The 12,910-nt window shown below is 41.3% G+C and carries 10 protein-coding genes; 1 reads left to right on the top strand and 9 read right to left on the bottom strand.

Annotated features, from left to right (window positions below; genetic code table 11):
- Window positions 1–54 precede the first annotated feature (54 nt).
- The 7 genes from MSVAZ_RS01110 to MSVAZ_RS01145 form a co-directional block, all read right to left on the bottom strand.
- Window positions 55–1,143, bottom strand: coding sequence for a cation diffusion facilitator family transporter (locus MSVAZ_RS01110; RefSeq protein ID WP_232316169.1), 1,089 nt, complete (start codon window positions 1,141–1,143; stop codon window positions 55–57).
- 434 nt (window positions 1,144–1,577) lie between these two features.
- The gene (locus tag MSVAZ_RS01115) at window positions 1,578–2,162 is read right to left on the bottom strand and encodes an acetate uptake transporter (protein ID WP_048116955.1); all 585 of its coding nucleotides are present in this window, start codon (window positions 2,160–2,162) and stop codon (window positions 1,578–1,580) included.
- 52 nt (window positions 2,163–2,214) lie between these two features.
- Window positions 2,215–3,600, bottom strand: a complete 1,386-nt coding sequence (mtaB, locus tag MSVAZ_RS01120) for a methanol--corrinoid protein co-methyltransferase MtaB (RefSeq protein ID WP_048116959.1) — start codon at window positions 3,598–3,600, stop codon at window positions 2,215–2,217.
- Window positions 3,601–3,613: 13 nt separating this feature from the next.
- The gene (gene mtaC, locus MSVAZ_RS01125) at window positions 3,614–4,390 is read right to left on the bottom strand and encodes a methanol--corrinoid protein MtaC (RefSeq protein ID WP_048116961.1); all 777 of its coding nucleotides are present in this window, start codon (window positions 4,388–4,390) and stop codon (window positions 3,614–3,616) included.
- A gap of 1,012 nt (window positions 4,391–5,402) precedes the next feature.
- Window positions 5,403–5,534 (bottom strand): hypothetical protein, encoded by a 132-nt coding sequence (locus MSVAZ_RS21475; protein WP_269746805.1) that lies wholly within the window; start codon window positions 5,532–5,534, stop codon window positions 5,403–5,405.
- 114 nt (window positions 5,535–5,648) lie between these two features.
- On the bottom strand, window positions 5,649–6,203 hold the full coding sequence (locus MSVAZ_RS01130; RefSeq protein WP_048116969.1) for a TATA-box-binding protein: 555 nt from the start codon (window positions 6,201–6,203) through the stop codon (window positions 5,649–5,651).
- A 1,022-nt stretch (window positions 6,204–7,225) separates the two neighbouring features.
- Window positions 7,226–7,897 (bottom strand): CobW family GTP-binding protein, encoded by a 672-nt coding sequence (locus tag MSVAZ_RS01145; RefSeq protein ID WP_052727841.1) that lies wholly within the window; start codon window positions 7,895–7,897, stop codon window positions 7,226–7,228.
- Window positions 7,898–8,920: 1,023 nt separating this feature from the next.
- Between MSVAZ_RS01145 and MSVAZ_RS01155 the strand changes: the two genes are divergently transcribed.
- Window positions 8,921–9,694, top strand: a complete 774-nt coding sequence (locus tag MSVAZ_RS01155; protein ID WP_232316170.1) for a helix-turn-helix transcriptional regulator — start codon at window positions 8,921–8,923, stop codon at window positions 9,692–9,694.
- Between the two features lie 85 nt (window positions 9,695–9,779).
- Here the strand turns inward: MSVAZ_RS01155 and MSVAZ_RS01160 are convergent, their stop codons facing one another.
- Window positions 9,780–11,123 carry a GTP-binding protein gene (locus MSVAZ_RS01160; RefSeq protein ID WP_048116990.1) on the bottom strand — a complete coding sequence of 448 codons (1,344 nt, stop codon included), beginning with the start codon at window positions 11,121–11,123 and terminating at the stop codon, window positions 9,780–9,782.
- 108 nt (window positions 11,124–11,231) lie between these two features.
- A complete protein-coding gene (locus tag MSVAZ_RS01165; RefSeq protein ID WP_048116995.1) occupies window positions 11,232–12,851 on the bottom strand; it encodes a methylamine methyltransferase corrinoid protein reductive activase in 1,620 nt (539 codons plus the stop codon).
- Window positions 12,852–12,910 lie beyond the last annotated feature (59 nt).

Consider the following 12,910-nt stretch of genomic DNA (forward strand, 5'->3'; position numbering starts at 1 on the left):
CTTAAACACTTTCATTTTTTGGACATGTTTTTGAAGAATATCATGTATGTTTTGTTAAAATAAACTTGCCTTTTCCCCTTTCTTCTCATTAGAGGGTCTACTTTTGCTTTTGAAATTCTGGTTCTTTCCTGGTACGGGCTCGATCTTTATCAGTATGTATGTGTCTTCTGTAAAAGCTGCTTTCAGCCTCTCTTCTACGAGATTTGCTATCTCTGCAGCTTCCAGGACACTCAGGGAGTTATTCACATTAACAATGGCGTTGATTGCTATACCCTTTCCTATCCTGCGAGTTTTAAGTTCTCCTGAACCCGTGACGTTTTCGGTTTTGTTTATAATCTCTCTGATTCTGAGGTTATTCTCCTCATCAAGGGAAGCTTCTATCAGCTCATTTGCAATCCTGTAGAGAAGTCTTCCTGAAGTTCCAAGGAGATAGAGGCTTAAAAGAAGAGCAGCGAAAGAATCAGCTATATCAAAGCTTTTTCCAGGCAGAAATGTGCATCCTATCCCTGAAATAACAATGCAGGATATTAATACGTCTTTTATTGGAATTATTAACAAGCGTTTTACTGGAATAATTGATAAGTCTTTTACAGGGATATGGGCTTTTGAAAAATCCTCTTTAGCCTGCAATTCAGGATTTTCTGTTAGAACAGCCATAATATTTCTGAATATAAAGGCTGAGATTGCTGCATAAAGTGCAATAATTTCAGGAGTTTCGGGCTCTTTGCCCTGCAAAAACATGAGCATTTCCCCAGAACTCAGGGAAATCATATGAAAACTTGCAAAAAGAAGAATAAAAGCTTCTGCTCCCATGCAGAGGGTTGTGATTTTTCCATGTCCGTAGTTATGGCTTTCATCTCCAGGTTTACTTCCAATAGAAAAATCCAGGAGTTTTATACATTCATTGGCGAATTCGGAGAAGGAGCGAACTGCATCGGCAAGAAGCAAAGTACTATTTCCCAAAATCCCGGCTAGCAGCTTGAAAAGTGTCAGTATCAAACTCAAAGCAAGCCCTGTATAGGATCTATTGCGGATTTTGTTATGGGTTTTGTCAAGCTTTTTATCCGCTTGCATTCGAAGTTCACCGTTAATTAGTTTTTCCAATCTTCTTTCTAGCTCAAACGTTGCCTCGTTTTCGATCAAACATTTTTTGAAAAGGTTTTCAATCAAACGTTTTTTGAAAAGGTTTGTGCCACAACTGTTGCACCGTTTAATCACGCTGATAGGGTTCGGAGATAAGATACTCAACTTCAATTATTGCTGAGGTTTTTGCCCAAGCCTTTTTTTAAAAGGCTTACGGTAAAAACAAAAACGAAAACGATTTTTTAAATTGAATAAGCCCTCGAGTGCCTGTGTTTTTATAACGCGGTCACAATACAGAGTTTAGCCACTCATTCAATACTATTGGGAGGATTGGTAAACACAGGTTTAATACCTGTGCTTACCTGAAGAGTCGTTTTTAGCTGTTTTTCTGTTTTTTCCTGCAATTTTAGAATTTTATATGTTTATTGAGGTTGGTGCAGGTCTTTTACCAGGTACTCGAGAGTTTTACTCAATGAATGCTGATTATTTTACTATTAGAGTGGGATTACGGTTTTTCCGTGGACCTCGTTCATTACCATGCCAAGAGCTGTATAAAGAGCTCCAAGACCCATAACAAGTCCTACATAGCCAGCTACTATAAGCAACCCTGTACTGCCGGTTGCGTTTACAACAGCAAGCAACATAAATAGCAAAAATAATGTAACAAAGACAAACTGAAGTGCACGGACTCCTATTCTCATAGTAGCGACCAGCATAACAAAGGTATATACACCCCAGATAAAGAGATACGCGGCCATAGCAGTTCCGGACGAAGCCTCAGCCCAGCCGATTGCAGGCATAACAAGCAATCCGGCCAGTGAGAACCAGAACAGGCCGAAAGCAGAGAATGCAGTCCCTGCAAAAATATCTCCTTTTTTCCAGGACATAATTCCTGCAAAAACCTGGGCAAATCCACCCAGAAATATTGCCATGGAGACAATCATCGATTCCACAGGATATATCCCTATGTAGCTTAGACTTAACAGAACTGCGGCAAGGCCAAGGCCGGTAAAGCCCAGAGGGGCAGCATTTGCAGTCTTGTCAACTATTACAGTAGCAGTTCCTACGTTTTCGCTCATAGTTTCACCTGAAGCCATAATTTTAAAAAAGTTAAAAAAAGAAGTTTAGGGCTTAGAGCCCGTAGTTTTCTGGTTTGAAAACTGCAACTTCTTGCTTGAACTTGGTCAGGTTGTCGCTCATGAACTTGTCAGCATCGTCAGTGAGGGCTTCGAGGTCGGCCTTAACCTTTGCAAGAGCATTGGTTTCGAATCTTGTAAGTCTGAGCTTGCCGGAGTTGACACCTTCTTCGACGATGTTGCAACATTCGATTGCTGCGTTCTTTGCACGGAGGTAGTTGTTCTCTCCGTCCTTTGCGATTGCCTGTCCTACCTTGTAAGCGTTGTCGTAGGCAATCACATAGCCCTGTGGGTCTCTGTATTTGTCAGAGAGCACGAGGATGTCCCTGAGGTCCTTTGCTTTGCCAGTCTTAAGGGCAACGTTCATCATGGAACAGTCGTATGCAAGGGTCTCGGACCAGCACTGAACAGTTGTACCGCCGAATTCACCGTGGTACTCAACGGACTCGTTGGACCAGAGGTCACAGCACTGCATGACAATGTTACCCATCAGGTCAGAGTGGGCACAGGTTGAGGTCTTACCTTCCTGAGCTATCGGGACACCTGCAATGGATTTTACAATGCTGTTTTCATAACCACAGTCCTTTCCAGGGCCTACTGCACCGGCTTCATATGCACAGAGGGATCTTGCTGCAGAGATTGCCCTTGCAACAATTGCAGTTGTGTGGGCAAGGTTCTTGTCAAGCAGACCGCCTGCAATGAACATTGCAGTGTTTGCCTGGGCACAGTCTGTGTCACCTGAGGCTACAGTTCCTGTCTTCTTTGCAACGTCTGCAATGTCGGACCAGACCATTTCCATGTCCATGCTGCCAAGTACACCAATTCCGAAGAGGATACCTGCAGTGTCGTTTCTCAGAATAGAATAGTCGAAGACTTCCTTACCACCCATTGACTCAACTGCGAGCAGGTCTGCACCATTGTTGGCAGCTTCTTCAAAGGCTTCCATAAAGGTGCTGTACTTGTCTCCTCTGAGCTGGAGGTAGTCACGGTCTTCACGAATGTCACCAATTGTGTGGCGAAGTGCACACTTTATGCCGTATTCGTCATGGTATTCTTCCATGATGGTCTTCTGGGCATGTGCAACAGCTCCTCCCCAGGAGGGATTGTTGGACATCTGCTGAACGTGTTCAGTTTCAAGTACAACAGAGGGAGCTCCTATCTGGACCATCCTTGCCATAATGTCAGTGGTGATCCTTTCATACTCTTTTATGAGTTTTTCTTTGGATGCGCCGGCTCCAGGCCTTGGGGCATAGTTTACTTCGGGAGTCGTGTAACCGGCACCAATTTCAAGGCCAAGCCCTGCTTTTACAGGGAATTTTGATTGCCCGAAAATCAGTTCATCTGCGTTAGCGTAAGCCATTGAAGTGTATTTTTTTACCATTTTTGCTCCCTCCTCAGTGTTTGTGGAATTCCTCTCTTAATGCTGTGATATCTGTAGTACCTGCAACGATTGCGTCAGCAATCTTGGGGGCATCAGCAGCTTCTTCACCATAAACTCCAAGTTCATACTGAGACACGAAGTCCTGGTTCACAGCACCGCCACCACATGCGAATGGGATCTTTATTCCCTTTTCAAGGAGTTTGTCATTAACTTCCTTGAATGCATACATGGTGGTTGTCATAAGAGCAGTACCTGTGAGCATTATTGGCTTCTCTTTTTCGACTGCAGCGATTACTTCGTCTACAGGAACATCTCTTCCAAGGTCAATTACCTCGTAGCCATTTGCTCTCAGAAGGGCAGCAACAATGTTCTTTCCGATGTCATGGACGTCTCCTTCTGCAACATGGCAGACAACCTTGCCCTTTGGCTCGGGAACTTCGGTGGTCTGGCTCTTACAGAAGTCGATACCTGCCAGCATGGCATCAGCGGACATCATAACGTTCGGGAGGAAAATGATACCATCGTCGTAGAGCTGGGTTACAACTCCCATTCCTACCATCAGGGCATCATCGATAAGGGCGATTGGCTTCTTGCCTGCATCGATAGCAGCCTGGAGTGCGTCAACTACGTCATCCTCTTCTCCCTCATAGATTGCTTTTGCAACAGGATAGATGAGTTCGTCTTTTGGATAAAGCTCTTCTGCAGCTTCATCAGGGGTCATTTCCTTTTCGAGGGCGACGTTGTAGCGTACTAATATGCCGTCGATATCTTCCAGTTTCAAATCCAACATATTTTAACCTCCATTTAGCAAAAGAGTCTCGGATTGCTCAGATCGTTGACTCTGCAAGTCACATCTCCCTGAAATGTTTAAGCGTTTTTTACCAAACGCTTCTTGAATATAATGGCAGGGAATTCGAAAACCTCCAGATCGAATTCCTTCCATTGAGAGGGATTGGATAACTTTGAGTGGTGTACTGTTCATTCAGAAGCTGGAGTTCAGTCCTTTCTCTTGTTTTTCAAGCTTTCTGAAAATAACTTTTGAGTTACTTCCCGTTTTTTATCCCGTTTTTAAGCTTTTTTCAGAAAGCTTTTAAGCTGCCAGGTTCAGATATCTTTTATTTTCTATTTCCTGGCCCTTATGGATTTTTTTCCAGTTAATTCTGATAAGTGTACTCCCTAGTATTCCGGGATGCACTTGCAGATCACAGTTAGATTTTATTGCATATACCTTCACCTATGTTAATTTTTGAATCGCTATAATTTTATAATTCTCATCTCAATTTTCTCTGCAAATGATTTTGTAAAAAAGAAGTATTTTTTTGCTCTCTTTGATCTAAACAACGAGATCAAAATTTATGGGTCGATTATTTTCAATTTCAAAGCGATTTTATTGCAGAGGGTGAAGATACGGAAGTTTTTATTTTGAGCGAGGAGGTTATCAAGTAGATTTGTTTTTTATTGTAGATTTGAAACAGGCAAAATATGGTGATCAAAGTATATTTTTGAAAGTACACAAGTGAAATGAATCTCCTGTTTAGTTCTCCTCAGTAATTACCTGATCTCTTACTTTCGATGGGAACTTGCGCAAGAGTTTCCATAACTCCGATCTTTTAATTCTCTGGAGTTTATTCATATTTGTTTTTTGCCGTTTTTCAACTCTTTTTTAAACAGAGGCAAACTATTTTCCGGGAAGGTTATTCTATCTCTGTCTTTAATTTTTTAATAAGCAGGCGTCTTTATGACTGTTTTAAATTCTGCTGTTTATCCGGGGCCAGTTTTCTCTAGATGGCTGAAAGAGTACCTTACCTCTCTATCCAAGAGGTTATCTTCCGGACAGGGGCGATGACCATTTTATAATATATAAACTTTTTGTGTGTCAGGTCAAGGCTGTCCTGAACCGGAAACATTTTTCCTTCTTCTTTACTTTCCTCCATGCCGCAACGTCCTAAATCGGAAATTTTCACGCCGGAAACATTCTTCCTCCTGGAATTCCCTTCTCCCTGCCAGGTTGAATTATGGATTATTCCTGCTCTAAGTTCTAAGAAGATTCAATAAATAAGCCCTAAGTTATCAAACTCTGTCTTTATGACCTGCAGGCCCTTCTCGCAATCCTCCGGAGATTTGCCTCCTGTGATCACCAGTTTGCCAGAGCTGAATATGAGCACTACTACCTTGGGAGACTCAAGCCTGTAAACAAGTCCTGGAAATACCTCTGGCTCATATTCTACGTTCTCCATACCAAAGGCTATGACAATTGTATTCAGGTTCAGGTTCGTTTCCAAATCAGCAGTCGCTACAATGTTTTGAATATAAACCTCAGGTTCTGAATTTATTTTCTCGCAGCCAATGGACTTGAGTATTTTAGCCAGATTGATTATGGCCATTTTAGCGTTCTCGACCGTCTTAGCCCCGGTACATACCACTTTTCCGGAGGTGAAAATCAGAAAAGCAGCCTTTGGGTTCTCAGTTCTGTAGACCAGGCCAGGGAACTTAGCTTTGTTATATTCTGCTCCCTCCAGTCCGGCCTCTATCTTCAGCAGGTCGAAATCTTCCGCCAGAGTGGTGGATGCCACCACATTCTCTATAGTTATTGCGTATTCCATACAACATATATCTTAAATGTTCTATAGAAGCCATTGTCGGTTTAAGTCACAAATGGTTAAAAACTGGGGTCTGTACGGGAGAATCAGTTAATGCAAATATTATGAAAATAGCAAAATTGGTTATCTACCAGTAATACACGGTTGATTTTTCATAATCAAGTTTCCAATGTAAGAATTATTCATTTTCATGTGTTAAAACGGGTCTGCTGTAACAATCGAGTTGCAGAGCTAAAGGCTTAGAAACAGCATAAAAAATATTCCAAAAAAGATGACGGCTTTTGTGGACTATTAAGGAAAAATTCTAAATTTTGGAGGAAAGTTGTCTTTCTTTCAGGCATCTGCTTATTGTCATCCACAGCTTTAATAAGTTCGTTTTTGGGCATGGCGTTACCGCAGAAAATACCGCTACTCTTGATTGAGATTTTCTTCATTTTTTAAGGGCTTCCATTTTAGGGATTGTGCGCAGAGGTTACACTTCCCTTTACAAGATTTTCCTGATGCCTGAAAGAAAGCTTAATGTGGTTTATGTGGTTTGGTGGTTTATTGGTTGGGTAGTTTATGTGATTGAGTGGCTTATGTGGTTGGGTGGTTTATTTGATAGGGTGGTTTGTGTTATTGAATGGTTTATTTGATAGGGTTTTTTATGTGGTTGTGTCGTTTGTGTGATAGGGTGGGTTGTGTTATTGAGTGGCTTATGTGGTTGGGTGGTTTATTTGATAGGGTGGTTTGTGTTATTGAATGGTTTATGTGGTTGGGTGGTTTATTTGATAGGGTGGTTTGTGTTATTGAGTGGTTTATTTGATAGGGTTTTTTATGTGGTTGTGTCGTTTGTGTGATTGAGTGGTTTATGTGGTTGGGTAGTTTATCTGATAGGGTTGTTTATGTGGTTGGGTCGTTTATGTGGTTTGGTGATCTATGTAGTCAGGGTTTAGCTCTTCTGCCTTATTTTTTATGCTTTCCAGAATCTACTCGGAAACAGAAATCCCTGTTTTGATAGAGACCTCCTGTGAAGCGATTTCAAATTAGGACGAATAGGCCGAAACTCCCGACATTTGAATCGAGTTTTCTCTGCCCAGGGCTATTTTTCTCCCACTGGTTTCTTCCAGCAGTCCGAGCAATTTGTCTAAATTTTCTCCTCCCTGTCGGGCTGAAAAATGAATCATTCTTGCTCTGGGGTTTAATTTGCGCAGGAACAGGCAGATTTCCAGGAGTTCTTCACGGTTGTTTATAAGTTCAACTTTATTGATGCCCAGGATATCGGCCTCGCCTATCTGATTTTTCATGAAATTATGCAGCTCTCCTGTCTCCTTACTCAGGCGGGCAGCGTCCACAAGATTCAATATCGGGGCAAAAGTTATTCCCGGGATTCCCATATTTTCAATATTTCTTTTTATTTGTCCAGGGGGAGTTATTCCTGCGGGTTCTATTATAATAGTGTCCGGATTGTAAGATTCAATGATATTTCTCAAGGTGTATTCCATGCTGGTTTTCAGGGGACAGTAGACACAGTCACTTGTAATTTCCCTGGTTTCAACTTCCCCTTCCGAGATCGTATCTCCATCGATCCCTATTTCTCCGATCTCGTTAACGATAACTGCCACTTTCTGTCCCTGTTTTCCCAAATGTTCAACAAGTTTTCTTATCAGTGTGGTTTTCCCGCTTCCCGAGAATCCTCCGATTAACATACATTTCATGCCTTTACACCTTCCATAAGTTAAGCAAGAGTCCGAATAACTCTCTGGGTAGTGATAATGTCTCTATAGGGTGGCGAAAGTGGGGAGACATTGCCACAAGTGTTTAAGAACGTTTTTTCGGGGTTATCTCCAGAGAGTGTTATTCTTTTTGACTCTATAATTAAAGATTCTCTCAATTGTATATAGCTTAACCGACACTGTTTTTTTATTGAGGTCCAATATTTTCTCCTTTTAAAAATAAGCTTTTCCTCAAATTTCATACTTGCCTGAATTTTCCAACACATTGTATTTTCGATATTCCAGGGGGATAACAAAATTCCGCAGGCTAGAAAAAAGAAGTCATCAAATATTGAAGGGTATTGAAAATTTGAAGGCTTGACTTGCATATTTAATATATACAATCCAGAGTCTTGAGTATCTAGATTCCTGAGTATCCAGATTCCTGAGTATCCAGATTCCTGAATATCCAGAGGTTTGAAGAGCTTGACCCTGCTTACAGTTCAATGGCATTTATAATATTCTATGATCAAGGTTTTTCGTTGTTTTGTGTAGATATCCTCATAATGTCTTTATAAAAACCAATGCGGTCTCGAATTGAAAGGTATTTTCTCCACAGGGAATGACAAAGAGCCCAAATCAATAAAAGAGCTCTCTTTTCAATATACTTTAAATATGATCTCCACAATATACATTATATATTATCAGAAATTAAATATAATCCTCACAATATTTATTTAGTTCTGGTTGAAAATTATTCCACGTTTTTAAGACGAGAGAGTTCTATCAATTGATACACGGATATATGTCTCTGAGCAGGACCCGAATAAGCAAGAATAAAATCTTAATTGCTTTTAATATTGATTAACGTGATATGTATCGTTGATATGAAACGCTTTTTATTTCATCATCTCTTGACTAAAGGCTGAAACTATGCTGCCTCCATGATCGTGGTGGTTTTTAGGGCAAATTCTGGCGAATTTGTTCCGGTTTAGACAATATATGAGTAATTGGAAGCTGATAAACATGAGTTCACTTATAGACCTGATTTTTTTCTCTGAAAAAAGAAAAAATCTTCTTGTTCAGTTAGCTAATGGGCCGATGGATATTAACGAGATAAAAGAAGTTCTTAATGTAAACTCCTGTGCTCTAATGCCTCAAATTAAAAAACTGAAAGATATGGATATGATAGTGCAGAAGGGAAGTATCTACCAACTTTCGGATATAGGAACAGTAATTGTTGAGAGAATGCTCCCTCTTAAAGCTGTTCTTGACGTTTTTGATGGAAACAAGGACTACTGGTCAAAGCATGACAGGTCTCCTATTCCCGAACACCTGATTAAGAAAATTGATATGCTGGAAAAATGTAACCTGGACGAGCCTGATCTTGACCACCTTTTCGAGTTTCCAGGGTATTTGCGTGACAAGCTAAATGATTCAAAAACTATAAAATCCTTTTACTCTTATTTCTGTCCTGATTGCCCATCGATCCATGCTGCCTGTGCGGAAAACGGGGCCGAAGTACACCTTATGCTCGATGAAAAAGTGTATAACAGATTTAAAAACGACTTCACCGAAGAATTTAATGTATTGCTTGAAAATAAAGTATCGCTTTATATATACTCCGGCAAAATAAGGCCTTCTTCCTTCATGGTTACTGATAATTTCTTTATGCTGAAACTCTTCGGAAAAGAAGGAGAATTCGATCACCGGAAGATCACGAGTTTTACTCCAGGTGCCCTGGAGTGGGGTAATGAACTGGCCCAGTATTATATAGACCGTTCCACGAAGATCAATTAAAAAATTAAGGCTAATTCAAAGATCAGTTAAAACCGGAGATCAGTTAAAACCGGAGATCAATTAAAAAATGTGAGGAAAAATTTCTTTACTCACGAATTTCTTCTTCCTTATTACCATGCTTATGTTTTTCATGGTTTTCATGTTCATGTTCATGATGTTCATGTTCATGGTTTTCATGTTCATGTTCATGATGTTCATGTTCATGGTTTTCATGTTCATGTTCATGATGTTCATGTTCATGGTTTTCATGTTCATGTTCATGATGTTCATGTTCATGGTTTTCATGTTCATGTTCATGATGTTCATGTTCATGGTTTTCATGTTCATGGTGCTCATGTTCGTGGTTATGTTCATGCTCGATTTTGTTTACTTTTATTTGTTTTCTCTCAAAGACCTCATGTACCGAATTTTTTACAGCAGCTTTAACAGCTTCCTTGTCAACGTTTGAGACCGCGGAAAGTATCTTGAGGGTAGGGGCGGCTCCTTCCTTTGATTTGATCACATCTTCCTGCGGCTCTTCATAATATACTGTAACGCTCTGTTTCACGGTTTCTGACCCATTGTCCAGGAAAAGCTTAATGTGCCCTATAAATTCGGGATTTAGTTGCAGCACCTTCGCTTTTATCGTGTTCATCAGTTCGGTTGTTAATTCCCTGGCAGCCTCAGTACTTAGACTTCCGTTTTCAACTGCAAATTCTGCAGAATAACTGCCTACTTTTGAGGCTTCAATTGAACTTTCGGTCTCCTCCGGTGCGGAAGGTTCAGCTTTAGAAGGTTTTTCTTCTTCTGTTATCTCAGCTCCAGGCGCTTCTCTGGATAGTTCTTCAAGATCCGGAAGCACTAACCGCATAAAATTCTCAAAGCTCTCGCCCGTGTCTTTTCCCGAAAGCAGGACTATTTTGGATTTCGGGTTCAGTTGCTGAACCGAGGCTTCAAGTATTGGAATCCGAATAGGTTCTATCAGGTCTATCTTATTTATCCCGAGAATTTCCGCATCAATAATCTGCCTCATGGCAAATTCTTTTACTTCTTTCATCAGGTGCTTGAAACGGCTGCCATCAATCAGGGTCACAAGAGGAGCGATTTTTACCTGCTCGCCAAGGTTCATGAGTTCGATTTCTTTCTTTATTATATTCGGGAAAGCTATACCTGTGGGTTCGATCATGAGGATGTCAGGCTTGTATTCATTTGCAAGATAAGTAACTGTTACCCTTAACCCTACTTTCAGAGAACAGCAGATGCACCCACTCGTGATTTCCTTCGTATCGAACCCGAACTTTTTTATCACATCCCCGTCAATTCCGACTTCCCCGATCTCGTTCACTATAATGGCAACTTTTTTTCCTTTCTCTGCCAGGTATTTGCCCATATTGATAATAGTGGTGGTTTTCCCGCTTCCCAGAAATCCCCCCACCACAATGACCTGCACGTTTTTTCCTCCCTTCGTACCTTCTTGCCTATTGATTATTGCCTATTGATTATTGCCTATTGATTATTTTTCCTTTATTTGTTTTTAATCTCAATAAGCTTACCCGTTTTACTTTCCTGCGACTGTTAGATTTTCCCATTTAAATCTATCATCAGGGCAGGCGTGCAGACAGCGCTGGCAATTTGCACCATCACAGAGGTCAGTCCTTATTTTTACGGTTCCGTTTTCTTCCATTCTCAGGGCTCCGTTAGGGCAGACCTTTACGCACTTATGGCAGCCTTCACATCCCTCGATTACCATAGTAAGGTAAGTCCCGACTTTTTCCAGTACTTCAAGCCCTTCTTCTCCAAGTTCGGGAATATCCCTTTCAACCTGGCGGTCAATTTTGAGAATAGAAGAAGGTTCACCAATTATGGGCAGTTTTTTCTTTTTCAGGAATTTCTGAAGCATCTTAAAGGCCATACCCTCGTTCCAGTAAGCAAGCTCCAGCATATAAGCCTCCTTAAACGCATCGGAGGTTGCAAACATTACATGGGTGCCCACTATTTCCTTTGCAATTGTCTGCAGTTCCCAGAGCCTGTCTTCAGAAAGCAGGATTTCCCTGGCAACGGTTAGGGAGGTATTTCCTATCTGGGAAACATAATTCGCATTGTAAGGGATCATTCCCACCTTATGGGCTTTTGCAGCGTCCATATAAGTACCCGCAGCGCCTGACATGTGAGCGGTCTGAAGTTCTTCCATGTCTATGCCTGCAGATGCACAGAGTGTAATATGTCCTGCCCTGATTGCACCTATTGCTCTTCCTGCTTCAATAAGGTCCTTATTCGTGAATTTTATTCCGTCTTGAAGGTGGAGAACGCCATCTGGAGTTTGAATCTTTGGCAGCACAATTAATTTGTTTCTCATGCCTGCTTCTATAAGGGCAATAACTCCGGTACCAGTGATGCCTTTTGCAGTAAGTTCTCCCTTTTCTATGATTTCTCCTGTTTTTGGATTTACAAGGTCACCCCTGGTGGCTGTCATATCCCTGTCAAGTACGTAACACCGCAGATTTTCTCCTTCAAATTCCACATCAGAAATTGTATGAGGGGAAGCAATAGATCCGTATTCTATCTCCTGTCCCTCAAGAGCTGGGCCTGCAGCGGCTGAACCGGTATATATAACACCGTTTGCTTTAAGAGCCATTTCGGCATTTGTGCCGTAGTCCGTCGCAATAGCGATCTCATTACTCTCAATCATGCCAGCCTTTACAATAAGAGCAAGAGCATCGGCTCCAACTTCGTGTTTAATTGCCGGGGGCACAAATAGTTTGCAATTTGCAGCTTCTTCAAATCCCTCTATTTCAGCCAGGGGTATTATGCGAGCATCCCTGTTTTGCTCTTCTATGTGGTATTTTTGCTTTTTACGCTCTCCTGCGTATGCCAGGTCTTCGATTGGAATACCCTGAAAGATGGAAAGCTGAATTGGATTTCCGCAAATCGAAAATTTTTCCATTTCTGCCAGGTCCACTCCAAGTTCAGCAAGAATATTTTTTACCGCGGTTGCCGAGAGCCCGTGGGCCTTGTCAAGCCCGTAATGGATTGCAAAATCAAGATGGTCCATTACGTTTGCTCCGGGCAGGGGATTTCTCAGTGTTATAACGGTTTTCTTAATTTCACCGGTCTCCAGGTCAATTTTCTGGGCCCTAAAACCGCTGGTTCCGAGGTCAATTGCAACTCCTATTCTCATATCTTAACCTCCTCCAAAAAAAGTTTAAGATTTATTAGCCAGTACGTTTTAGACATATT

This window comes from Methanosarcina vacuolata Z-761 (assembly GCF_000969905.1).
GTDB classification, from domain to species: Archaea; Halobacteriota; Methanosarcinia; order Methanosarcinales; family Methanosarcinaceae; genus Methanosarcina; species Methanosarcina vacuolata.